This is a genomic window from Limnohabitans sp. 2KL-17, assembly GCF_003063415.1.
In the GTDB taxonomy this organism is placed as follows: domain Bacteria; phylum Pseudomonadota; class Gammaproteobacteria; order Burkholderiales; family Burkholderiaceae_C; genus Limnohabitans_A.
On record NZ_NESK01000003.1, the window covers coordinates 40469 to 62733 of the forward strand.

The 22265-nt window shown below is 59.5% G+C and carries 21 protein-coding genes; 12 read left to right on the forward strand and 9 right to left on the reverse strand.

The window, feature by feature from the left end; translation table 11 throughout:
- Position 1: 1 nt before the first annotated feature.
- The 6 genes from B9Z45_RS01960 (at position 2) to B9Z45_RS01985 (ending at position 6812) form a co-directional block, all read left to right on the forward strand.
- Positions 2-1513 (forward strand): tripartite tricarboxylate transporter permease, encoded by a 1512-nt coding sequence (locus tag B9Z45_RS01960; protein WP_108405561.1) that lies wholly within the window; start codon positions 2-4, stop codon positions 1511-1513.
- Positions 1514-1707: 194 nt separating this feature from the next.
- Positions 1708-2646 carry a Bug family tripartite tricarboxylate transporter substrate binding protein gene (locus B9Z45_RS01965; RefSeq protein ID WP_370445797.1) on the forward strand — a complete coding sequence of 313 codons (939 nt, stop codon included), beginning with the start codon at positions 1708-1710 and terminating at the stop codon, positions 2644-2646.
- 1 nt (position 2647) lies between these two features.
- Positions 2648-4270: a gamma-glutamyltransferase family protein gene (locus B9Z45_RS01970; protein ID WP_108405563.1), complete on the forward strand. Its 1623-nt coding sequence runs from the start codon at positions 2648-2650 to the stop codon at positions 4268-4270.
- Entirely contained in the window at positions 4270-5061 is a 792-nt protein-coding gene (locus B9Z45_RS01975; RefSeq protein WP_108405564.1) for an alpha/beta hydrolase, read from the forward strand. The genes B9Z45_RS01970 and B9Z45_RS01975 overlap by 1 nt, the downstream gene beginning before the upstream one ends.
- Positions 5062-5064: 3 nt before the next feature.
- Positions 5065-5970 (forward strand): DMT family transporter, encoded by a 906-nt coding sequence (locus B9Z45_RS01980; RefSeq protein ID WP_108405565.1) that lies wholly within the window; start codon positions 5065-5067, stop codon positions 5968-5970.
- Positions 5971-6011: 41 nt separating this feature from the next.
- A complete protein-coding gene (locus tag B9Z45_RS01985) occupies positions 6012-6812 on the forward strand; it encodes an SDR family oxidoreductase (protein ID WP_108405566.1) in 801 nt (266 codons plus the stop codon).
- Positions 6813-6850: 38 nt separating this feature from the next.
- Here the strand turns inward: B9Z45_RS01985 and B9Z45_RS01990 are convergent, their stop codons facing one another.
- Entirely contained in the window at positions 6851-7750 is a 900-nt protein-coding gene (locus B9Z45_RS01990) for a DMT family transporter (RefSeq protein ID WP_108405662.1), read from the reverse strand.
- Between the two features lie 132 nt (positions 7751-7882).
- On the opposite strand from B9Z45_RS01990, the gene B9Z45_RS01995 reads away from it, so the two are divergent.
- Entirely contained in the window at positions 7883-8866 is a 984-nt protein-coding gene (locus tag B9Z45_RS01995; RefSeq protein WP_108405567.1) for a quinone oxidoreductase, read from the forward strand.
- Between the two features lie 58 nt (positions 8867-8924).
- On the opposite strand, the gene lspA is transcribed toward B9Z45_RS01995, so the two are convergent.
- The 3 genes from lspA to B9Z45_RS02010 form a co-directional block, all read right to left on the reverse strand.
- Positions 8925-9440, reverse strand: coding sequence for a signal peptidase II (gene lspA, locus B9Z45_RS02000; RefSeq protein WP_108405568.1), 516 nt, complete (start codon positions 9438-9440; stop codon positions 8925-8927).
- A 21-nt stretch (positions 9441-9461) separates the two neighbouring features.
- Positions 9462-12317, reverse strand: a complete 2856-nt coding sequence (gene ileS / locus B9Z45_RS02005) for an isoleucine--tRNA ligase (protein ID WP_108405569.1) — start codon at positions 12315-12317, stop codon at positions 9462-9464.
- A 134-nt stretch (positions 12318-12451) separates the two neighbouring features.
- Positions 12452-13501, reverse strand: coding sequence for a bifunctional riboflavin kinase/FAD synthetase (locus B9Z45_RS02010; protein WP_108405570.1), 1050 nt, complete (start codon positions 13499-13501; stop codon positions 12452-12454).
- Between the two features lie 208 nt (positions 13502-13709).
- On the opposite strand from B9Z45_RS02010, the gene B9Z45_RS02015 reads away from it, so the two are divergent.
- Positions 13710-14267, forward strand: a complete 558-nt coding sequence (locus B9Z45_RS02015; protein ID WP_108405663.1) for an HNH endonuclease — start codon at positions 13710-13712, stop codon at positions 14265-14267.
- Between the two features lie 112 nt (positions 14268-14379).
- The gene (locus tag B9Z45_RS02020; protein WP_108405571.1) at positions 14380-15312 is read left to right on the forward strand and encodes a DNA ligase; all 933 of its coding nucleotides are present in this window, start codon (positions 14380-14382) and stop codon (positions 15310-15312) included.
- A 78-nt stretch (positions 15313-15390) separates the two neighbouring features.
- Here the strand turns inward: B9Z45_RS02020 and B9Z45_RS02025 are convergent, their stop codons facing one another.
- Complete coding sequence (locus B9Z45_RS02025; RefSeq protein ID WP_108405572.1) at positions 15391-16506, reverse strand: acyl-CoA dehydrogenase family protein; 1116 nt, start codon at positions 16504-16506, stop codon at positions 15391-15393.
- 17 nt (positions 16507-16523) lie between these two features.
- Positions 16524-17705, reverse strand: a complete 1182-nt coding sequence (locus tag B9Z45_RS02030; RefSeq protein WP_108405573.1) for an acyl-CoA dehydrogenase family protein — start codon at positions 17703-17705, stop codon at positions 16524-16526.
- A 157-nt stretch (positions 17706-17862) separates the two neighbouring features.
- Here B9Z45_RS02030 and purN point away from each other — a divergent pair, with 157 nt between their 5' ends.
- On the forward strand, positions 17863-18459 hold the full coding sequence (gene purN / locus B9Z45_RS02035) for a phosphoribosylglycinamide formyltransferase (RefSeq protein ID WP_108405574.1): 597 nt from the start codon (positions 17863-17865) through the stop codon (positions 18457-18459).
- Positions 18460-18481: 22 nt separating this feature from the next.
- Here purN and B9Z45_RS02040 read toward each other — a convergent pair whose 3' ends face one another.
- Positions 18482-18718 (reverse strand): DUF1653 domain-containing protein, encoded by a 237-nt coding sequence (locus B9Z45_RS02040; RefSeq protein WP_108405575.1) that lies wholly within the window; start codon positions 18716-18718, stop codon positions 18482-18484.
- Positions 18719-18775: 57 nt separating this feature from the next.
- Here B9Z45_RS02040 and B9Z45_RS02045 point away from each other — a divergent pair, with 57 nt between their 5' ends.
- Together B9Z45_RS02045 and B9Z45_RS02050 are read left to right on the forward strand one after the other, a co-directional pair.
- Positions 18776-20074 (forward strand): RsmB/NOP family class I SAM-dependent RNA methyltransferase, encoded by a 1299-nt coding sequence (locus tag B9Z45_RS02045; protein ID WP_108405576.1) that lies wholly within the window; start codon positions 18776-18778, stop codon positions 20072-20074.
- A gap of 111 nt (positions 20075-20185) precedes the next feature.
- Positions 20186-21397, forward strand: a complete 1212-nt coding sequence (locus tag B9Z45_RS02050) for a fatty acid desaturase (protein WP_108405577.1) — start codon at positions 20186-20188, stop codon at positions 21395-21397.
- A 261-nt stretch (positions 21398-21658) separates the two neighbouring features.
- Here the strand turns inward: B9Z45_RS02050 and rpmG are convergent, their stop codons facing one another.
- Both rpmG and rpmB read right to left on the reverse strand, forming a co-directional pair.
- Positions 21659-21829: a 50S ribosomal protein L33 gene (gene rpmG / locus B9Z45_RS02055; RefSeq protein WP_006298735.1), complete on the reverse strand. Its 171-nt coding sequence runs from the start codon at positions 21827-21829 to the stop codon at positions 21659-21661.
- A gap of 26 nt (positions 21830-21855) precedes the next feature.
- The gene (gene rpmB / locus B9Z45_RS02060; protein WP_108405578.1) at positions 21856-22089 is read right to left on the reverse strand and encodes a 50S ribosomal protein L28; all 234 of its coding nucleotides are present in this window, start codon (positions 22087-22089) and stop codon (positions 21856-21858) included.
- Between the last annotated feature and the right edge of the window lie 176 nt (positions 22090-22265).

The window sequence follows — 22265 nt, forward strand, 5'->3', positions numbered from 1 at the left end:
CATGGAACTGTTTGACAACCTCGCCCTTGGTTTTGGAGTGGCGTTCACTTTTCAAAACCTGATTTACGCTTTCATCGGCTGTTTGCTGGGTACTTTGATCGGTGTCTTGCCGGGCGTGGGGCCTGTGGCCACCATCGCCATGCTGCTGCCCGCCACTTACGCATTGCCCCCTGTGGCTGCACTGATCATGCTGGCCGGCATCTATTACGGCGCCCAGTACGGTGGTTCAACCACGGCCATTCTGGTCAACCTGCCCGGTGAGGCCTCATCCGTTGTGACCATGATTGACGGCTACCAAATGGCCCGCAAAGGCCGCGCAGGGCCGGCACTGGCTGCTGCAGGGCTGGGTTCATTCTTTGCCGGTTGTGTGGGCACCTTGATCCTCGCGGCCTTTGCAGGTCCGCTGACCGAGGTGGCCTTCAAGTTCGGTCCCGCTGAATACTTCTCTCTGATGGTCTTGGGTCTGATCGGTGCTGTGGTGCTGGCTTCCGGCTCCTTGATCAAGGCTGTGGGCATGATCGTGTTGGGCTTGTTGATGGGCCTGATCGGTACCGATGTGAATTCGGGTGTGGCCCGTTTCAGCTTCGACATCCCCGAGTTGACCGATGGTGTGGGCTTCATCGTGATCGCCATGGGTGTGTTCGGTTACGGTGAGATCATTTCCAACTTGGCCAAGCCCGAAGAAGACCGTGAGGTTTTCACCGCAAAAGTGACGGGTTTGATGCCCACTGCCGAGGACTTCAAAAACATGGTACCTGCCATTTTGCGTGGCACAGCGCTGGGTTCTGCTTTGGGCATCTTGCCCGGTGGCGGTGCCTTGCTGGCGGCCTTTGCGGCTTACACCATCGAAAAGAAAACCAAGCTCAAGCCGGGCGAGGTGCCATTCGGGCAGGGCAACATCCGTGGTGTGGCTTCCCCTGAGTCGGCCAACAACTCGGCATCGCAAACCTCTTTCATCCCCTTGTTGACGCTGGGCATCCCGCCCAATGCCGTGATGGCCTTGATGGTGGGTGCGATGACCATTCACAACATCCAGCCTGGCCCTCAGGTGATGACCAGCAACCCTGAGTTGTTCTGGGGGCTGATCGCTTCCATGTGGATCGGCAACGCCATGCTGATCATTTTGAACCTGCCATTGATCGGCATCTGGATCAAGCTCTTGACAGTCCCCTACCGCTGGTTGTTCCCTGCCATTGTGCTGTTCTGCGCCATTGGGGTGTACTCCACGAATAACAACACCTGGGACATCTGGATGGTGGCCATGTTCGGTGTGATCGGATACACCTTCATCAAACTCGGCATGGAGCCAGCCCCCCTGTTGCTCGGCTTTATTCTGGGCCCCATGATGGAAGAAAACCTGCGTCGCGCCATGCTGCTGTCGCGGGGTGACTGGAGTGTCTTTGTCACGCGTCCTTTGTCGGCCAGTTTGTTGGCTGTTGCGCTGCTTTTGCTGATCATTGTGGCTTTGCCATCGATCAAATCAAAGCGCCAAGAGGCTTTCGTCGAAGAGTGATCGGTTGACGGTTCAAGCTCACCAACGGCCTCCTCGGAGGCCGTTTTTGTTGTGCGTCCTTCATGTGCATGTCACTTGTGGGCGCGAGCCAGTGGCACAGGTCTGCCAAAATAACTTTGCTTGGGTCGTCCGACCCGTCATTTGCCAGAGCACATTTCATGAAAAGACAAGATTTGATCCCGACCCTGTTGGCCATGTTCATGGCTTTTGTGTGTCTGAATCCAGCGCACGCACAGTCTTACCCAAGCAAACCCGTGCGCCTGATCGTGCCTTTCCCAGCTGGGGGCGCCACCGATTTGTTTGCCCGCACGCTGTCGCAAAAACTTGGCGAAAAAATGGGGGCCGCCTTGGTGGTCGAAAATCGCCCTGGCGCAGGCGGCACCCTGGGCTCCGACCTGGCCGCCAAGGCCGTGCCCGACGGCTACACCTTGCTGCTCTCCACATCCAGCACGCACTCGATTGGTCCCAACCTGAACCCGCGCATGCCCTACGACGCTGTGCGCGACTTCACACCCATCAGCCAGGTCGGCAATGCCCCCAGCATCATGCTGGTGCCCAACAGTTCACCCGCCAAAACCGTCAAGGAATGGATCGACTACGCCAAAAAGAACCCAGGCCGCCTGAACTATGCCTCGAGCGGCAACGGCACCATCGTCCAGTTGACGGCCGAGCTGTTCAAGGCGCAGGCCGAGTTGTTTGTGGTTCACATTCCCTACAAAGGCACGGCCCTGGCCACTCCTGACCTGGTCAGCGGCAAGGTCGATGTGCTGTTTGACAGTTTGCCCACCGGCTTGCCGCACGTGCGGGATGGCCGTTTGCGTGCCCTGGGCGTAACATCGCTCAAAGCCACGCCTTTGGCACCGGGCGTGCCGCCCATCGCCGATGTGCTGCCCGGTTACGAGTCCACCACCTGGTTTGGCCTGTTTGGTCCCAAGGGCTTGCCGCCTGAAGTGGTCAGCCGAGTGAACACCGCTGCCAACCAGGTGCTGCAAGACCCTGAAGTCATCGACAAACTGCAACGCTTTGGCATTGAGCCCGTGGGCGGCACACCCGCCCAATTCACCGCCATGCTGGCCAAAGAATCGGCCAAATGGAAAAAGACCATCACCGAGCGCAAGATCACGCTGGACTGACATGCATTTTCAAAACCAATACCCTTACACCAGCACCCGCTTGCCGCTTTTTGCACGCAATGTGGTGTCCACATCGCACCCCCTGGCCGCTCAAGCGGGCTTGCGCATGATGCTCAAGGGTGGCAACGCTGTGGATGCCGCCATCGCTGCCGCTGCGGTCATCACCCTCACCGAGCCGGTGAGCTGCGGCCTGGGTTCGGATGCATTTGCCATTTTGTGGGACGGCAAGGCGCTGCACGGGCTCAATGCCTCAGGCCCGGCACCCGCCACCTGGACACCCGATTACTTTCACCGCAAATACGGCGCTGACGTGCAAACCCCACCCAAGCGTGGTTTTGATTCTGTGACGGTGCCCGGCGCCGTCGCCGGTTGGGTCAGCATGAGCGAGCGCTTTTGCAAGTTGCCTTTTGCCGACTTGTTGGAGCCAGCGATTGAGGTGGCCGAGCGCGGCTATCTGATCCCTGTGGTGGTGCAGCAAAAGTGGGCAGCAGCCACCCCCGAGTTGCAGTCGCAGCCCGGTTTTGCGCAAAGTTTTTTGCCCTGGGGCCGTGCACCCGAGGTGGGTGAGTTGTTCCAGTTCAAAAATGCGGCCAAGGGCCTCAAGGCCATCGCGGCGACCAAGGGCCAGGCCCTTTATGGCGGCGAAATCGCAGAGGCCATTGAACGCTTTGCGAAAGAGCACGGCGGCAGCATCACCGCCAAAGACCTGGCCGATTTCAAGCCGGAGTGGGTTAAGCCGGTGGCGCAAAACTACCGGGGCTACACCCTGCACGAAATTCCGCCCAACGGGCAAGGCATCGCTGCCTTGATCGCCTTGGGTATCCTCTCCCACTTTGACTTGGCCAGCCACCCGGTGGACGGGGTGGATTCACAGCACCTGCAAATCGAAGCCATGAAGCTTGCTTTTGCCGACGTGTACCGCTACGTGGCCGATCAGCGCTACATGGAGGTCACGCCAGAACAGATGCTCGACCCGGCCTATCTGGCCAGCCGGGCCAAGCTGATCGACATGCGCAAGGCGCAAAACTTTCAGGCGGGCAACCCGGTCAAAGGTGGCACCATTTACCTCACGGCGGCTGATGAAAACGGCATGATGGTCAGTTTCATCCAAAGCAATTTCATGGGCTTCGGCTCGGGCGTTGTGGAGCCGACTTACGGCATCAGCCTGCAAAACCGGGGCCATGGTTTCAGTACCAACCCCAAGGGCCCAAACACGGCCAATCTGGTCGCGCCGGGCAAGCGGCCATTCCAGACCATCATCCCGGCTTTCCTCACCAAAGACGGCCAGCCGGTCATGAGCTACGGCGTGATGGGCGGCAACATGCAGCCCCAGGGGCATATGCAAACCTTGGTGCGCATGCTCGACTACCAGCAAAACCCGCAAGCGGCCTGTGATGCGCCGCGCTGGCGCTACAACACGGGGTTGAACATCAACGTGGAAGCTGCCATGAACGGCCAAACCGTGCAGGACCTGATCGCACGCGGTCACCAACTGGACATCATCAACGACTCTTACCAAGATTTTGGTGCCGGCCAGTTCATCTGGCGCATGGGTGATCCTGGCGTGGAAGGCTACATGGCCGCCAGCGATCCGCGCCGTGATGGCCAGGCTGTGGGTTTTTGATGCATTGCGGGTGGCGCGGTCTTTTTCTCGCGTGTGTGGGGGCCTTGGCCAGTGCAGCCGCAACGGCGCAGCCCTTGTCATGCGGTGTGGTGATGATGCATGGCAAGTGGGGCATGCCGCAATCGCCTTACCTCAAGCCGGTGGTGCAAAAACTGACACCCCACTGCCAAGTCAAGTTGCTGGAAATGCCGTGGTCGCGCAACCGCTTGTACGACCGGCCCTATGCCGATGCGCTGGCACAAATTCGCCAGGCGGTGGCTGAGTTAAGGCAGTCGGGTGTGCAATGGGTGGCGGTGGGCGGGCAAAGCTTTGGCGCCAACGCGACCTTGGCCTACATGGCCCAGGTGGGTGATGCGGATGCCTTGCTGCCCATGGCGCCCGGCCATGTCCCCGAGATTTTTTACCAGGTTTCAGATGTGCAACGCAGTGTCGATGCCGCACGCCAGTTGGTCGATGCGGGGCAGGGTGACACTGTGGTTGAGATGACCGACATCAACCAGGGGCAGCGCCGCCCTGTCAAGACATCGGCGGCGGCTTTGTGGAGTTATTTCAACCCCCGGGGTTGGGGCAATATGGCGCTGAGCGCACAGAACGCCAAAAAGCCCGTGCCCGTGTTTTGGGCCATTGGCACGTTGGATTCTCTGCACGGGGCTGCATCGACCGACATCTATCAAAAATTGCCCGCTCATCCTGACAGCCGTTATCTGGTGGTGCGTGCCAACCACGCGAACACACCGGAGTTGGCAGCCGAAGACTTGCTCGTTTGGGTGTTGGCCCGAACCGGGCGTTGAACCATGACTTCTCAAAAATCTTCCCATGTCACCACCGGTTTGCTTTTGGCCGTTGCGGGTTCCATCGCTTTCAGTGGCAAAGCCATCATCGTCAAGCTGGCTTACCGCCATGGTGTGGATGCGGTCACCCTGATCATGTACCGCATGTTGTTTGCCCTGCCCTTGTTCGTGCTCATGGCCTGGTGGGCCGGGCGCGGCAAAGCGCCTTTGACGCAGCGTGACTGGCTGGGTGTGGTGGGGCTGGGCTTTTGTGGTTATTACCTGTCGAGTTTCCTGGATTTTTGGGGGCTGGAATACATCAGCGCCTCATTGGAGCGGCTGATCCTTTACCTCAACCCCACGCTGGTCCTGGTGCTGGGCTGGTTCCTGTTTAAAAAGCGCATCAGTCACCGTCAGGGTGTGGCCATGGCCATCAGTTATTCCGGCGTCCTGCTGGTGTTTGGCCATGAGGTCAGCTTGGCCGGAACGCATGCGGCGCTGGGGGCTTTGCTGGTTTTGCTCAGCGCCGTCACTTATGCCGCTTACCTGACTTACAGCGGCCAATTGGTTCAGCGACTGGGCGCATTGCGCCTGGCGGGTCTGGCAACCACTGTGGCGTGTTTTTTCTGCATCTTGCAGTTTGTGCTGCTCAGGCCCATGGCCAGCGCGCAGGTGCCCGAGCCGGTGCTGTGGCTGTCCTTGCTCAATGCCACCGCGTGTACTGTGCTGCCTGTGCTGCTGGTCATGATGGCGATTGAACGCATCGGGCCAGGGCTGACCGCACAAACCGGCATGATCGGTCCCATGGCTACATTGCTGATGGGGGTGTGGTTGCTGGACGAGCCTTTCAACATATGGATCATTGCCGGCACCGCATTGGTTCTGAGTGGCGTATTTTGGGTAACGCGGCCTCAGGGCCGCATCGGTTAACGCGGCCTTGTGTCGCACAACATGAACTTCAGGAGATCAACATGGATTTAGGCATTGCAGGCAAGTGGGCTTTGGTGGGTGGCGCAAGCAAAGGCCTGGGCTGGGGTTGCGCCCGCGCGCTGGCGCTGGAAGGCGTGAACGTGGTCATGGTGGCGCGAGGCGCTGAGCTGCTGAACCAGTCCGTGGCCGATTTGCGCGTGGAAACAGGCGGCAAAGTGCAGCTGATTGGCGTGGCGGTGGATATCACCACCGAAGCTGGACGCGAAGCCATCTGGAACGTGCCCGGTGGCCCCGGCAAAGACTACGACATCGTGGTGACCAATGCGGGTGGCCCGCCACCCGGTGACTTTCGCGACTGGGACCGTGATGCCTGGCTCAAGGCCATCGACGGCAACATGCTCACGCCCATTGAGTTCATCAAGGCCACGGTTGACCGCATGGCTGCACGCGGTTTTGGCCGCATCGTCAACATCACCTCCAGCGCCGTCAAGGCCCCCATTGATGTGCTCGGCTTGTCCAATGGTGCACGCAGTGGTCTGACGGGTTTTGTGGCCGGTGCCTCGCGCAGCAAAATTGCTGCGCAAGGCGTGACCATCAACAATCTGTTGCCTGGCAAGTTTGACACCGACCGCATACGCGCCACACTGCCCGCCATGGCTGAAAAAGCAGGCAAGACTGTGGAAGAGTTGCGCATGATTCAGCAAGCCCAAATCCCGGCAGGCCGCTACGGCAACCCTCAAGAGTTCGGCGCCATCTGTGCTTTTTTATGCAGCCAGCAGGCCGCGTACATGACGGGGCAAAACGTGCTGGCCGATGGTGGGGCTTACGCGGGGACTTATTGATGACCTTCACGCCGATTCAACGGTGACCCATCACCTTTTTATCGCCGAGATGACACCCAGATCCCGCCGACGATGAGCGCAAACGCCAGCCCGTGATACAGGTGTGGCAACTCGCCTAAAAATGCGGCTGAAAAGATGGCGGCAAACAGCGGCGTGAGGTTGGCAAAGAAGCCAGCCACCGCAGGGCCTGCCTGCTGAATGCCCAAGCCCCAGCAGCGGTAGGCCAGCACGGCAGGACCTATAGCCACAAAGGCCAGCGCGCTGATCAGTGGCCAGCCCCAGGTGATGCGGGCATCGGTCAGGCCCCATTCCATGCCGGCAAACAGGCCCGACCAGGCCAAGCCAAAAACCACTTGGCCGAGCAAGAACGCTGCCCAGTCTTGCCGGATGGCCTCCGGCTCGTCCTTGCGGCTGAGCAGCCAGCTGTACCAAGACCAGCAGGCGGTGGCCAGCAAGATGAACAGATCACCGGCCACCAAGCGCACCGCCATGAGCTGCACCCAATCGCCCCGTGACAGCACCACCAGCACGCCCAGGATGGACAACACGGCGCCATGGATTTGTGCGCGCCGCACAGGCGCCTGAAAAAACAGCGCCCCGATGGCCAGCATCCACACCGGGCCGCTGGCCGCCACCAGAGTCACGTTGAGCGGGGTCGAGGTTTGCAAGGCCAGGTATTGCAGGGCGTTGTAACAGCCCACACCCAGCAGACTGAGCAGGGCAAAGCGCTTCCAGTGTTGCCACAGGCCGCTGCCGGGGCGAAGGACCCAGGAGGCCAGTGGCAGCAAGATGACCAAGGCCACAGCCCAACGCAGCAAGTTGAGTGTGATGGGAGGCACCAGGTCGCTGACCAGGCGACCCACCACGGCATTGCCTGCCCACAGCACGGGGGGCACCGTCAGCAACAAGGCCGTCATGGGCGATAGTTTTTGAGACATGGGGCACTGTATCGGCATCCGGGTTTTCCCGCTGTCGCCGACCTGTCCGTCCAAAGGCTTGTCCTTTGCACGGGAGGATGCGTTTCATGGCAAAGTCAGGCCTTGCTTGCATTTACCCTACAGGAGAACTCGATGAGCCTTGCAGTCCAGATTGACCAAAACGGTGGCCCTGAAGTCATGAAATTCGTTGACGTGAACGTGGGCGAACCCGGCCCCGGCGAGATTCGCATTCGCCACAAAGCCATTGGCCTGAATTTCATCGACGTCTACCAGCGCAGTGGCCTGTACACCTTGCCCATGCCACTCAAGCTCGGCATGGAAGCCTCGGGCGTGGTCGAAGCCGTGGGCGAGGGCGTGACGCACCTGAAAATGGGCGATCGCGCTGCCTACGCCAGCCAGCCACCGGGCAGTTATTGCGAAGTGCGTGTGATGCCCGCCAAGTGCGTGTGCAAGCTGCCCGATGCGATTTCTTTCGAGACCGGCGCGGCCATGATGCTCAAGGGTCTGACGGCGCAATACCTGCTCAGGCGCACTTGGCCACAAGGTGGCTTGAAAGCCGGTGACTTTGTGTTGTTCCATGCCGCTGCAGGGGGCGTGGGCTTGATCGCCTGCCAGTGGGCCAAGGCTTTGGGCTTGCGCCTGATCGGCACCGCAGGCAGCGATGCCAAGTGCGCACTGGCCAAGGCCAATGGTGCGGAGTTTTGCATCAATTATTCGACCGAAGACTTCTTGGCCAAAGTGAAAGAGATCACCGGCGGCAAGGGGGTCAAGGTGGTGTACGACTCGGTGGGCAAGGACACCTGGGACAAGTCCATGGATTGCCTGGCCCCGTTCGGTCTGCTGGCCAGTTTTGGCAACGCATCGGGCCCAGTGCCCCCATTTGCACCGGGCATTCTGGGCGCCAAAGGATCAATTTATGTGACGCGCCAGACCCTGTTCAACCACATCACCACACGCGAAAACACCCAGGAGATGGCCGATGAGCTGTTTGATGCGGTGGTCAGTGGCAAGGTGAAAATTCACATCGATCAGACATTCCCACTGGCGCAGATTCAGGAAGCGCACAAGGCGCTGGAAGCCCGCAAGACAACGGGCTGCACGATCATCACGCTGTGACAGCCAGCTTGAATTGAAAAAGCCCGCTTTGGCGGGCTTTTTCTTTGGGGGGGGCGGGTCAACGTCCGCGCCGCACCCGCAGGATTTCGTCGAGGATCAGCAGCGCAGCGCCCACGCTGATGGCGCTGTCGGCCACGTTGAAGGCCGGGAAGTGCCAGGCGCCCCAGTAAAAGTCGAGAAAGTCGACCACGTAGCCACGCAACAGACGGTCGACCACGTTGCCAATCGCGCCACCCAGGATGAGCGAGATGGCCAGACCGAACAGCGTTTGACCTGGGTGCGAGTGCAGCATCCAGACCATGAAAACGGCCGCGAATATGCCAATCCCGGTGAAGAACCAACGTTGCCATCCGCCTGCCCCGGCTAAAAACGAGAAAGCCGCACCGTGGTTGTGCACCCGAACCAAATTGAAAAACGAGGTGATCGGGGTGCTGTCGCCCAATTGGAACGCGCCCAGGACCAACACTTTGGTGAACTGGTCGAGCACCAGTATCAAGAGGGCAATACCGAGCCAGAGCATCAAGCCTTGGCTTTTGCTGCTGCCGTTTTTACCGAATTTTTTGGAGCTGGCCATATGTTTTGAGGGGTTTTCGGGTCAGGCGATCTGGCGGGTTTCGCCAGAGCCATGCAAGTTGCTCACGCATCGGCCGCAGACCGTGGGATGAGCGGAGTCCTGGCCCACGTCGTCGGTGTAGTGCCAGCAGCGTTCGCATTTGACGGACTGGCTGGCGCTGACTTGGACCGCCAGTTGTTCACCCGCGTGCAAAGTCACTTTGGAGGTGATGAACACGAACTTGATGTCAGAGCCCAGGCTGGCCAGCAAGGCATGGTCGGCGGCAGGCGCATGCAGCGTGATGTCGGCCTGCAGTGACGCACCCACTTGGCCTGCTGCACGCAGGTTCTCGATGTCCTTGTTGACCAGATCGCGGATTTCCCGAATGCGCGCCCATTTGGCCAACAGCGCGGCATCGGCTGTGCCGAGGTCACTGAAGGTTTCCATGAAGATGGATTCGGATGTGCCGAATGTGCTCCAGGCTTCTTCGGCTGTGAAGGACAGGAAAGGTGCCATCCAGCGCAGCATCCCGTGGGTGATGCGGTAGAGCGCGGTTTCCGCGCTGCGCCGGGCGAGGCTTTTGGGCGCAGTGGTGTACAGACGGTCTTTCAGCACGTCCAGGTAAAACGCCCCCAGGTCTTCCGAGCAGTAGATTTGCAACTTGGAGACCACCGGGTGAAATTCATAGACTTGAAAGTGGGCCAGGATGTCGGCTTGTAACTCGGCCGCGCGGTTGAGGGCAAAGCGGTCGATCTCGAGCAATTGGTCGTCGGGCACCGTGTCGGTGGCCGGATCAAAGTCGCTCACGTTGGCCATCAAAAAGCGCAGGGTGTTACGGATGCGGCGATAGGCGTCCACCACGCGCGCCAGGATCTTGTCGTCGATGTTGAGGTCACCCGAATAATCGGTGCTGGCCACCCAAAGGCGCACGATTTCAGCGCCCAGCTTGCTGGTCACGGTTTGCGGGTCGACCGTGTTGCCCAGCGACTTGCTCATCTTGCGGCCCTGGCCGTCGGTGGCAAAGCCATGGGTCAGCAAGCCACGGTAAGGGGCGCGGTCATACAGGGCGCAGCCCAGCAAGAGCGAGCTGTGGAACCAACCTCGGTGCTGGTCGTGCCCTTCCAGGTACAGGTCTGCCTCGGGGCCGTCGGTGTGGAAAGGTGGCACACCATAAGCATCCTTGTGGCTGCCGCGCAGCACATGCTGGAAGGTCGACCCTGAGTCGAACCACACTTCAAGGATGTCGGTGCTCTTGGTGTACTGAGGGGCATCGGCTGCGCCCAGAATCTCTTCCACCGTCACGCGGCTCCAGGCTTCAATGCCGCCTTTTTCCACAATGTCAGCGGCCTGGTCCAGGATGGCCATGGTGCGCGGGTGCAACTCGCCGCTGTCCTTGTGCAGAAAAAACGGCACGGGCACGCCCCAAGAGCGTTGGCGCGAGATGCACCAGTCCGGGCGGTTGGCGATCATGTCGCGCAGGCGTGATTTGCCGTTTTCTGGGTAGAACCGGGTTTGCTCGATGGCGTCCAGCGCCAGTTGGCGCAGGGTCTTGGGGGCTTTGTCCTTTGTGAACACGCCAATGCCTTCGTCCATGCGCACAAACCACTGGGCTGCGGCGCGGTAGATGACGGGGGTTTTGTGGCGCCAGCAGTGCGGGTAGCTGTGGGTGATGGTCACGGTGGACAGCAGGCGGCCGGCGTTGCGCAGCGCATCCAGCACCACTGGAATGGCTTTCCAGATATGCAGCCCGCCAAACAACGGAAAGTCGGCTGCGTAGGTGCCGTTGCCTTGCACCGGGTTCAAAATGTCGTCGTACTTCATGCCATTGGCGATGCATGAGTTGAAGTCATCCACGCCGTAAGCGGGCGAAGAGTGGACGAGTCCGGTGCCATCGCTGTCGCTGACGTACTCGGCCAGATACACCGGCGACAGGCGCTTGTAGCCTGCGTCCACATCGTGCAAAGGGTGTCGGAAGTTCAGGCCGCCGAGTTGGCTGCCCTTGGCGGTGGCCAGCACCTGCCCGCCCTGCAAGCCAAAGCGTTCCAGGCATTTTTCCACCAGCGACTCGGCCAGCACCAAGCACCCTTTCTCGGTTTGCACCAGGGCATAGCTCAGCTCGGGGTGAGCGTTCAGGGCTTGGTTGGCGGGGATGGTCCAGGCAGTGGTGGTCCAGATGACCGCAAACGCGCTTTGGCCAGCGGGCAAAGTGCCGAGGCCAAAGGCGGCTGCCAGTTGCGCCGAATCATCGGTCTCAAAGGCCACGTCCAGGGTTTCGCTCTTTTTGTCTTGGTATTCGATCTCGAATTCGGCCAAGGATGAACCGCAGTCAAAGCACCAGTAAACAGGCTTGAGGCCCCGGTACACAAAGCCGCGCTCGACCACGCGTTTGAAGGCGCGGATTTCACCGGCTTCGTTGGCCGGGTCCATGGTGCGGTAAGGGCGCTCCCAGTCGCCCAGCACGCCCAGGCGCTTGAAGTCTTCGCGTTGCTGGCCGATTTGCTCGGTGGCAAAGGCGCGGCTTTTCGCCTGCATGTCGTCGCGGCTCAGGTTGCGGCCATGCAGTTTTTCAATCGCGTTTTCGATCGGCAGGCCGTGGCAGTCCCAGCCAGGGATGTATTGCGCGTCAAAGCCCGACAACAGGCGGCTTTTGACGATCATGTCTTTGAGGACTTTGTTCAGGGCGTGACCGATGTGCAGCTTGCCGTTGGCATAGGGTGGGCCATCGTGCAGCACAAACAGGGGGGCACCTTGGCGCGCAGTGCGCAGTTTTTTGTACAGGCCGCCTTCGTTCCAGTCCTTGACCCAGTTGGGTTCGCGCTTGGGCAGGTCGCCGCGCATAGGGAACGGCGTGTCCGGCAGGTTCAAGGTGGCGCGGTAGTCAGTGCTTTGTTCGGTCATAAGGTACTTGGGGCCTGAAGTGCTTCGACAAGCTCAGCCCGAACGCTGGGGTGTTCGGAGAGATCAAAAAAGGAGGGGCCGTTGGGGTCGTTCGCTCTGAGCCTGTCGAAAGGCAGCAAACGAGGGCCGGAGCGTCAAATTCGGTCGCGGGTGGTCTGGCGGCTCAAAGACTGGGCATTGTGGCCTTGGCGCGAAGCAAACCATGCCTGTGCTTCTTCGCAGTCTTTGGCAATGCCCTTTGTCAGAGCGTCCATACCGTCGTATTTGAGTTCATCGTGTAGTTTGTGCAGCAGATCCACGCGAACGATTTTACCGTAGCCCCCTTCGGCCCCCAGTTCTGCAGGCCAGTCAAAGGCGTGGGTCTCCAGCAGCACCCGGCCACCATTGATGTCGTTCGGGTCCAGAGAGGGTCGAATGCCGAGGTTGGCCACACCTTTTAGCGGGCGGTCCGACAGACCGTGAACTTCAACCACGAAGATGCCGCTGGCGGCGGGTTTCCAGTGTGAAAACCGCAGGTTCAGGGTGCGAAAGCCATCGCCCGCGCCCTGCGCGGTGGCGGCCAGTTCGCGTCCAAGCTTGCGCCCGTGCACCACATGGCCGCTGATGCTGTAGGGCCGCCCCAGCAGGGCTTGAACGGTTTGCAGCTGCCCCTCGGCCAAGGCTTTGCGCACGGCAGAGCTGGACACGCGCAGCCCATGGACTTCATAGCTGTTCATGCGTGCCACATCGAAACCCAGCCGCTGCCCAGCGGCATCCAGCATGGCGTAGTCGCCCAAGCGCCGGGCGCCAAATCTAAAATCATCCCCCACCTGCACGTAGCGCACGCCCAGGCCCTGAATCAGAACTTGCTGGATGAAGTCTTCGGGCGACTGGTTGGCCAGTCGGGCGTCAAATGGCAAAACGACCACTTGGTCAACGCAGCAGCGTTCGAGCTCGCGGAGTTTGTCGCGCAAGGTGGCGATGCGGGCGGGGGCCAGCTCAGGTTTTTTGAGCAGCTTGGCAAAGTAGTCGCGGGGGTGGGGCTCAAAAGTCATCACGCAACTGGGCACGCCCCGGTGCGCGGCTTCGCTGCGCAGCAGGGCCAGCATGGCCTGATGGCCCCGGTGCACGCCGTCAAAGTTGCCGATGGTCAGTGCGCAGGCAGCAGCCAGATCAGGGTGATGGAATCCGCGGAAGACCTTCATGTCGTTTGGGTATTGGCCCGTCTTGCTGGCACGGCGCCAACTGCAACGGTTTTGTCAAAGTAAGAGGGTATATTGTGACTGAGCCCGATCCTCCAGGCCGGGGCCTTTTGCGGCTTGCTATGGCGAGCATTTTCAGGCCATGCTTGAGACAGGATCGAGACAGAACTTTTCGTGTCAGTGGTCCTTGTACTGTTGGATGGAGGCTTTTGTGAAGGTTTTGAAACTCTCGGCCCAAGGGCTGCCGCAATCGTGGATCTCACTGGAGCAGGCAGTCACCCATTACGCAGCTGACGAAGTGCGTTGGGAAGCGGGGCAGCAAGTGGCCGTTTTTCATGGTGGGCACAACGCGCTCACTGGCCACCAGTCCATCATCACGGTCAACAGCATCATCGGGACCCAGGGAGTGCCCCGCATCAACCCTTTTGGCATGCGCCCAGGCCTGACCAATACCAAACTTTTTGTGCGCGACCGCAACCTTTGCGCTTATTGCGGCGGGCATTTTGACGAGGCGGTGCTCACCCGTGAACACATTGTTCCTTTGTGCCAGAACGGTCCTGATCACTGGATGAACGTGGTCACGGCCTGCCGCTCCTGCAACCACCGCAAAAGCAGTCGAACCCCCGAGCAGGCCCGTATGCCATTGCTGTACGCACCTTACGTTCCCAGCCTGTGGGAAGACTTCATCCTTCGCAACCGCCGCATCCTGTCTGATCAGATGGCTTTTTTGATGGCCCATGTGCCTAAAAATTCCCGCTTGATGGGTTGATCCCAAGGGTTTTGCATTTTCGCTTGCGCTGGCGTACAAACAGCCGCATCATGGATTTTTTGAAAACAAAAGGCCAAGCTTAAGTCGCCTGGCGCTTTCAGGGAGACCCATCATGCCGACCCGTGAGTTTGACAATGCGCAAAGCCCCCAACATGTAGATTCAAGCGATGCAGACCAGGGGCTCAGCCGGCGCCGAGCTTTGGGCGCCTTGCTCATCGGTCCCTGGCTGCCGAGCTTGGCCTTGGCCAAAGAGGCAGACAAACTGACCCCGTCCCAGTCGCCTGTTCAATTGGCCACACCCTGGCTGCCCACCCGATCACCCCAAGGTTTTTTAGTCAGCGAAAAATTCGATGGTGTGCGCGCCGTCTGGGATGGTCAGGTATTGCGTTTTCGCAGCGGGCGCGTCTTGTCGGCCCCGCCCTGGTTTATCGCGGCTTTGCCACAGGTGGCGCTGGATGGTGAACTCTGGATCGGACGCGGGCAGTTTGACCTCTTGTCGGGCGTGGTGCGCAAAGAGGTGCTCGATGACGCGGCGTGGCGCGCAGTGAAGTATTTGGTGTTTGATGCCCCAGGCCGTGCAGCCCCCTTTGCTGAGAGGGTGTCTTTTTTGCAATCAACTCTGAAGGCCGCAGGTGTGAATTGGTTGATGCCAGTGCATCAGGAGACCGTCAAAGACAATTCGGATGTGCAAGTGCGTTTGCAAGAAACTGTGCGTCAAGGAGGTGAGGGCCTTGTGCTGCACCGGGCCGATGCCCTGTGGCGACCAGGGCGCACAGATGCCTTGTACAAGCTCAAGCCTGAACCCGACGAAGAAGGCCAAGTGGTGGGGCACCAACCGGGCAAGGGCCGGTTAAAGGGCCAGACCGGTGCTTTGCTGTTGCAGATGCCCTCAGGCCAGCGATTTGCCTTGGGATCGGGCCTGAGCGATGCGCTGCGCCGCGAGCCACCACCCATCGGCGCTTGGGTCACTTACCGTTACCGAGACCGCACGCCTTCGGGCTTGCCGCGTTTTGCCAGCTTTTTGCGTGTGCGTGAAGCGGAATGACGGCCTTGGAATGACCGCGCTGAAATGAACAAGGGCTCCTGGTGGAGCCCTTGTTTTTGCCAAGTGCCGAAGAGCCCGTCAGGCGAACACGCCAGCAGTGTCTTGCATGCGTGCTGATACTTCACCCAGTTGGTGCAAGGTGTCGCCAAATGTCATGTCCAGCTGCGTCAGTTTCTTGAAGTAATGGCTGACGATGTACTCGTCTGTCACGGCAATGCCACCGTGCAGTTGCACCGCTTGCTGGCCGATGAAGCGCATGGACACGCCCAATTGGTATTTGGCACGTGCCATGGCGCGGCGGCGTTCTTCTTTGGGCGCGTTCAGCTTCAAGCTGGCGTAGTAGCTCATTGAGCGGCCCAGCTCCAGTTGCATTTTCATGTCGGCCACGCGGTGGCGCAGGGCCTGAAAGCTGGCGATGGCCACGCCGAATTGCTTGCGCGTGTTCATGTAGTCCACGGTGATGGCCAAAGTCTTGTCCATCACACCCACGGCTTCAGCGCAGGCGCAGGCCATGCCGATGTCCACGGCTTCTTCGAGGGCGGTCAGACCGTTCAGCGTGACCAGTTGCGCCGATGCCTGGTGGAGCACCACTTCGGCGGCGCATGAGCCGTCTTGTGTGACATAGGCTTGTGTGCTCACGCCACTGGCTTTGCGTTCAACCAAAAACAGCGCGATCTGGTTGTTCACAGTGGCAGGCACCAGATAAGCATCGGCCTGGTCGCCCACGGCCACCACGCTCTTGGTACCGCTGACGGTCCAGGTACCGTTCGACTCGCTGGCCTGTGCGGTGCAGCGGTTCAGTTGGTAGCGGGCAGCACGCTCCTGGTAGGCCAGCACCACGATCGCGTCACCCGAAGCCATGCGGGGCAGCCAGGCGGTTTGCAAGGCCGCAGGGGCGTGGGTTTGCAGTGTCGCACTGGCGATCAGGGTCTGGGTCAGAGGTTCGAGCACGATGCCGCGTCCGAGCTCTTCCATGGTGACCATGGCTTCGGTCGGGCCCATGCCCATGCCGCCATTTTCTTCACTCACATACAGGCCTGTCAGGCCCAGCTCGGCCATCTCGCCGTAGGCTGCGCGGTCAAAACCACCGGCAGCCACGATGGCGCGCCGACGATCGAAGTTGTAGGCCTTGTCCACCCATTTGCGCACCGCATCACGCAATTGTTCTTGGTCTTCTGAAAAATCGAAATCCATTTTGAAATCCTTTCGGGTCAGCCGAGCACGGTTTGCGCGACGATGTTGCGTTGCACTTCATTGCTGCCGCCATAAATGGAGGTCTTGCGCATGTTGAAGTAGTTGGCAGCCAGCGGCGCATTGGCCAGCACGCCACCTGGGAATTGGCCCTGCCAGCCAGCCTCCATGGCTTCGAAAATGCAGGGCAGGCTGAAGGGGCCAGCGGCCAGCATCATGAGCTCGCTGTAGCGCTGCTGGATTTCGCTGCCCTTGATCTTCAGCAGGCCCGCAATGTCCAGTGAGTTTTTGCCTGATTTCTCGGCTGACAGCACACGCAGCACCAGCATTTCGAGGGCCACGATGTCGACTTCGAGCTTGGCAATCTCGTCCCTGAATCGAAGGTCGTCGTACACGCCCTCGGCTTTGGCGATGCGCTTGAGGCGCTCGAGCTCACGCTTGGCCCGGTTCACATCGGCAATGTTGGTGCGCTCGTGGGCCAGCAAGTGCTTGGCGTAGTTCCAGCCTTTGTTTTCTTCGCCGACCAGGTTTTCGGCAGGCACTTCGACGTTGTCAAACCAGACTTCATTGACTTCGCACTCGCCGTCCAGCAGCTTGATGGGGCGCACGGTGATACCGGGCGACTTCATGTCGATCAGCAAAAAGGAGATGCCGGTTTGTGGCTTGCCTTCGGTGCTGGTGCGCACCAGGCAGAAGATCCATTCACCGTATTGGCCCAGGGTGGTCCATGTTTTTTGGCCGTTCACGATGTATTTGTCGCCCACGCGTTCAGCGCGGGTTTTCAGCGACGCGAGGTCCGAGCCTGAGCCCGGTTCGCTGTAGCCCTGGCTCCACCAGACTTCGCCGCTGGCGATGCCGGGCAAAAAGCGTTTTTGTTGCTCGGCATTGCCAAAAGCCATGATCACGGGGGCCACCATCACAGGACCAAATGGAACAACGCGGGGGGCGCCGGCCAAGGCACATTCTTCTTCAAACAGGTGTTTTTGAATGGCCGTCCAGCCCGGTCCGCCAAATTGGCTGGGCCAACCCCAGCCCAACCAGCCTTTTTTGCCCAAAATTTTCGCCCAGCGCTGCATGTCTTCGCGCGTAAGGCGCATGGCGCTGTGCACTTTACGGGCCAGGTCTGCAGGCAAGTTGTCCTTGACCCAGGTGCGAATCTCGTCACGAAATGCGAGTTCTTCGGGGGTGAATGCCAAATCCATGGGGAACTTTCTCCGGTGGGGTGGTGGGGCGTCGGTTGAAGGCTGCGCCATCAAAAACAAACGGTCGTACTTTTTATCATGCGCAACGTGTTAAGGCCTGTCCTTGGTGCGACAAAAGCCGGTTTGTCAAAAGTGTGCGGGGATAATTCAGTCCTGCATGAAAAACATTGTCATTCTGATTTCTGGCTCGGGCTCGAACATGGCCGCCATTGTCGATGCTGCCGAGCAAGGCCGTTGGGCTGAGCGATTGAACGCCCGCGTGGCCGCCGTTTTGAGCAATCGGGCCGATGCCCAAGGCTTGCGTGTGGCCCAAGCGCATGGCATTGTCACGGGGGTGCTGGACCACAAGGCTTTCGACAGCCGCGAAGCATTTGATGCTGCCTTGATGGCCGAAATTGACCGATCTTCCCCAGACCTTGTCGTGTTGGCTGGCTTCATGCGCATCCTCACACCAGGTTTTGTGGCGCATTACGAGGGGCGACTGCTCAATATTCACCCGTCTTTGCTGCCCGCTTTCCCGGGGCTTGACACGCACCAGCGGGCCATCGATGCAGGCTGCCAGTTTGCCGGGGCCACGGTGCACCAGGTCACCTCCGAGCTGGACCACGGCGCCATCCTGGCCCAGGCGGTGGTGCCGATCTTGCCCGGTGACACCGCCGATGCGCTGGGGGCTCGGGTGCTCTCGCAAGAACACCTCATTTATCCGCGTGCTGTGGCCAACTTTTTGCGGTCCACAGATTCAAGCCGGGCCTGAACGTGCCTGCCAGTTGGCAGTTTCAGTCGCCGATCCGTTCAAAGCGCGCCTGCACCTTGCCGTTGAACTCGGCCACATCCGCAAACATGGCCGCTGGCCTGACCCACTGGCCTTGTTCCCCATAAAGGGCCTGGTAAAGCGTCATGGGCTGCAGGTCTTCACTGTGGCGCACGGTGCCAAGCACGCGGTACAGACCGCCTTTGTAATGCCTGTACAGGCCTTTGGGCGTTTCGATCAGTGGTGGAAGTAGCTCGGACATGGGCGCTTTCTGGGGTGGGGTTCATTCTGCAAGGGCTGGGATGGGACAATAGACTCCATGCATCCAAAAGCCCTTTTAGACGCCTGTGCCGATCTGGTCAGGCTGTGCCTCCAATTTGAACACCCTGCTGATGCAGTTGTGTCGCGCTATTTCCGCGAGCACCGTGCTCTTGGTCCCCGTGAGCGCGCCACACTGGCAGAAACGGCTTTTGCTGTGTTGCGCAAAAAATTGCTGTTTGAGCAGTTGGCCCGCTCGGGCTCAGGCCCCAAAGAACGCAAGCTCGCGATTTTGGGGTTCTTCGGCCCGCGCGACTTTCTGGCTGCCGCACTCAACGATGCCGAAAAACAATGGCTGGCCACCTGTGACGCCATTCCTGCCAGTGCCCTGATGGCCCCGCACCGTCACAACCTGCCCGAATGGATGGCACAGGCCCTGCAAGCCCAGCTGGGTGAGGATTTCTGGACGCTGGCCCAGAACCTGCAAGAACCGGCACCACTGGATTTGCGCGTCAACATGCTGCAGTCCAAACGCAGCGAGATTCAAAAAGAGTTGGCGCAAGCCGGCATCGCGTCCAAACCCACGCCTTACTCGCCTTGGGGTTTGCGGCTGGAGACCAAGCCCGCTTTGCAGCGTACCGATGCCTTCACCCGTGGCGCCATTGAAGTGCAGGACGAGGGTTCGCAGTTGCTGGCCTTGCTGGTGGACGCGCACCGGGGTGAGATGGTGGTGGATTTTTGTGCAGGCGCAGGCGGCAAAACGCTGGCGCTGGGCGCTTCCATGCGCAGCACCGGTCGCCTGTACGCGTTTGATGTGTCCGGCCACCGGCTGGATGCGATGAAGCCCCGCATGGCACGCAGCGGCCTGTCCAACGTGCACCCGGCAGCCATCGCACACGAGCGTGATGACCGCGTCAAGCGCTTGGCGGGCAAGATCGACCGTGTGCTGGTCGATGCCCCTTGCTCGGGCTTGGGCACCTTGCGCCGCAACCCCGACTTGAAGTGGCGCCAAAAGCCCCAAGCTGTCCAGGAGTTGACCGAGAAGCAGCAAGCCATCTTGCAAAGTGCTTCACGCTTGGTCAAGTCTGGCGGACGGCTGGTGTATGCAACCTGCAGTGTTTTGCCGGAAGAAAACGAGCTGATCGCCCAAGCCTTTGGTGCCGCCAACCCCGACTTCGTTCCCTTGAATGTGGCCGAGGAACTGGAACGGCTGAAGGTGCCGGACGCCGCCAATTTGTGTTCACCTGCGCCATCGGGCGATGCCAACCCCGATGCCCCGCCTGGCGGCACATTCCTGAGGTTATGGCCCCACCGCCATGCCACAGATGGTTTTTTTGCCGCAGCATGGGTCAGAAAGTAAATTTTCTGATTCATTCAGTTCGGATTCGGCGGAAATAGCTGTCTTTTTGACGGCGGAAAACTTAAAATCGACAAATTGCCTGAAATCAGGCGTCAGTAGAAAGACAAACTCATGTTGTTGCCTGATTGGGCCTTTTTGGATTCCGTGATTCAGTGGATGGGCCATGGCCTGTTTGACTTCTCTTGGTGGCAAATGCTGTTGATCACCTTGGGCCTGACCCACATCACCATCGCCAGCGTGACCATTTTTCTGCACCGTCACCAGGCGCACCGTGCTTTGGACTTGCACGCGATCCCTTCACACTTTTTCCGTTTTTGGCTCTGGCTGACCACGGGCCAGGTCACCAAGGAATGGGCAGCCATTCACCGCAAGCACCATGCCAAATGTGAACAAGCTGAAGACCCTCACAGCCCGCATGTGCACGGCATCAAAACTGTGTTGTTGACCGGTGCCGAGCTTTACCGCAAGGAATCCAAGAACCTGGAGACCCTGAAGCGGTTTGGGCATGGCACGCCAGATGACTGGCTTGAGCGCAACCTGTACACCCGTTTTTCGTGGCAAGGCGTTGCCTTGATGCTGATCATCGATGTGGCGCTGTTTGGCTTTCTGGGCCTGACGGTCTGGGCTGTTCAGATGGCATGGATCCCGATCACGGCCGCAGGCCTCATCAACGGGGCTGCGCATTACTGGGGTTACCGTAATTTTGAGGCGCATGACGCCAGCACCAACATTTCGCCTTGGGGCATTCTGATTGGTGGCGAAGAGTTGCACAACAACCACCACACTTACCCCACATCGGCCAAGTTGTCTGTCAAACCCTACGAGTTCGACATCGGCTGGTTGTACATCCGAATTCTTGAAACCATGGGTCTGGCCACCGTCAAGAAGACGCCGCCGCGTCTTGCATACGGCGACATCCGCCCCGTGGCCGATGAGAAGACGCTGGAAGCCTTGATTGCCAACCGTTACGAAGTGATGGCCGGTTATGCACGCAATGTGCGCACCGTGATGCAGCAAGAAGCCAGCAAACTCAAGCTCGACGCCCACGCCTTGCAAGCCGCTCAGCGCTGGTTGCATCGTGACAGCGCCAAGGTTCCTGCTTCTGCGCAAGCGCAGCTCAGGCAAGCCCGGGCAGCCAGCCCTGTGCTCGACAAAATGGTGCAAATGCGAGAAGAGCTCAGCCAAATCTGGCTGAACACCTCACATTCGCGTGAACAACTGGCGGCTGATTTGCAAGCCTGGTGCCGCCGTGCCGAAGAAAGTGGAATCGCTGCGTTGCGAGACTTCTCTGTGAAGTTGAGGGCTGTTCGCCAGGCCGCCTGATCCTTTTCGCGTTCATGCAGACAGGGCCTTCGGGCCATGTCTGTTTTTGGGCGGCGGTTCTTGGGGTAATTCCACGCAACATTGCCGTCAGGGGTCAAGCCCTAAGGCGCTATTGAATGTCAGGCGGCAAGTGCCGGCGCCTCTTGGTGAAGTCCCTGCTTTTAACTATGTGTCTAAGTGCATGCCCAGCGATTGCGCTCAGGCATAAAAAAACCCGCTGTCGGAACAGCGGGTTTTTGGGGATACAAAGCTCAGGCTGAATTACTTCAGCTTGATTTCCTTGTACTCAACATGCTTGCGAGCTTTTGGGTCGAACTTCATGATCGACATTTTCTCGGGCATTGTTTTCTTGTTTTTGCTGGTCGTGTAGAAATGACCAGTGCCAGCTGTGGATTCCAGCTTGATTTTTTCGCGTCCGCCTTTGGTTGCCATGGTGTATGACTCCTAATGTTCTGGGTTTAGGCTTGGCCACGTTCGCGCAGGTCTGCGAGAACGGCATCAATGCCATTTTTGTCGATCAGGCGCAGAGCGGCGCTGGAAACGCGCAGACGCACCCAACGGTTTTCTGTTTCAACCCAGAAACGACGGTATTGCAGGTTCGGCAAGAACCGGCGCTTGGTTTTGTTGTTGGCGTGGGAAACATTGTTTCCCGTCATTGGGCCTTTGCCCGTTACTTCGCAAACGCGTGCCATGTGGACACTCCGATACTTTTAAAACAGCCGGTGCCGAATGGTCTCATGCAGACTTGCATGGGGCCTGGCGCTCCAGCCTCACCTCGCCATTATGGGTGGCGGTATCCCAGATCGCTGCGTTCAAGGTCCCCGATGAAACGTCGGGACAGAAGCAGCAAAGCTTAGGATTATAGCCA

Bases quoted from the DNA above. Each gene is read 5' to 3' on its own strand.
- rpmB (WP_108405578.1), bottom strand. From the start codon at position 22,089: ATGGCACGCGTTTGCGAAGTAACGGGCAAAGGCCCAATGACGGGAAAC.
- B9Z45_RS01980 (WP_108405565.1), top strand. From the start codon at position 5,065: ATGACTTCTCAAAAATCTTCCCATGTCACCACCGGTTTGCTTTTGGCC.
- lspA (WP_108405568.1), bottom strand. From the start codon at position 9,440: ATGGCCAGCTCCAAAAAATTCGGTAAAAACGGCAGCAGCAAAAGCCAA.
- B9Z45_RS02025 (WP_108405572.1), bottom strand. From the start codon at position 16,506: ATGGATTTCGATTTTTCAGAAGACCAAGAACAATTGCGTGATGCGGTG.
- B9Z45_RS01975 (WP_108405564.1), top strand. From the start codon at position 4,270: ATGCATTGCGGGTGGCGCGGTCTTTTTCTCGCGTGTGTGGGGGCCTTG.
- B9Z45_RS02045 (WP_108405576.1), top strand. From the start codon at position 18,776: ATGCATCCAAAAGCCCTTTTAGACGCCTGTGCCGATCTGGTCAGGCTG.
- B9Z45_RS01965 (WP_370445797.1), top strand. From the start codon at position 1,708: ATGTTCATGGCTTTTGTGTGTCTGAATCCAGCGCACGCACAGTCTTAC.
- rpmG (WP_006298735.1), bottom strand. From the start codon at position 21,829: ATGGCAACCAAAGGCGGACGCGAAAAAATCAAGCTGGAATCCACAGCT.
- B9Z45_RS02050 (WP_108405577.1), top strand. From the start codon at position 20,186: ATGTTGTTGCCTGATTGGGCCTTTTTGGATTCCGTGATTCAGTGGATG.
- ileS (WP_108405569.1), bottom strand. From the start codon at position 12,317: ATGACCGAACAAAGCACTGACTACCGCGCCACCTTGAACCTGCCGGAC.
- B9Z45_RS01990 (WP_108405662.1), bottom strand. From the start codon at position 7,750: ATGTCTCAAAAACTATCGCCCATGACGGCCTTGTTGCTGACGGTGCCC.
- B9Z45_RS01995 (WP_108405567.1), top strand. From the start codon at position 7,883: ATGAGCCTTGCAGTCCAGATTGACCAAAACGGTGGCCCTGAAGTCATG.
- B9Z45_RS02010 (WP_108405570.1), bottom strand. From the start codon at position 13,501: ATGAAGGTCTTCCGCGGATTCCATCACCCTGATCTGGCTGCTGCCTGC.
- B9Z45_RS02040 (WP_108405575.1), bottom strand. From the start codon at position 18,718: ATGTCCGAGCTACTTCCACCACTGATCGAAACGCCCAAAGGCCTGTAC.
- B9Z45_RS02030 (WP_108405573.1), bottom strand. From the start codon at position 17,705: ATGGATTTGGCATTCACCCCCGAAGAACTCGCATTTCGTGACGAGATT.
- B9Z45_RS01985 (WP_108405566.1), top strand. From the start codon at position 6,012: ATGGATTTAGGCATTGCAGGCAAGTGGGCTTTGGTGGGTGGCGCAAGC.
- purN (WP_108405574.1), top strand. From the start codon at position 17,863: ATGAAAAACATTGTCATTCTGATTTCTGGCTCGGGCTCGAACATGGCC.
- B9Z45_RS02020 (WP_108405571.1), top strand. From the start codon at position 14,380: ATGCCGACCCGTGAGTTTGACAATGCGCAAAGCCCCCAACATGTAGAT.
- B9Z45_RS01960 (WP_108405561.1), top strand. From the start codon at position 2: ATGGAACTGTTTGACAACCTCGCCCTTGGTTTTGGAGTGGCGTTCACT.
- B9Z45_RS01970 (WP_108405563.1), top strand. From the start codon at position 2,648: ATGCATTTTCAAAACCAATACCCTTACACCAGCACCCGCTTGCCGCTT.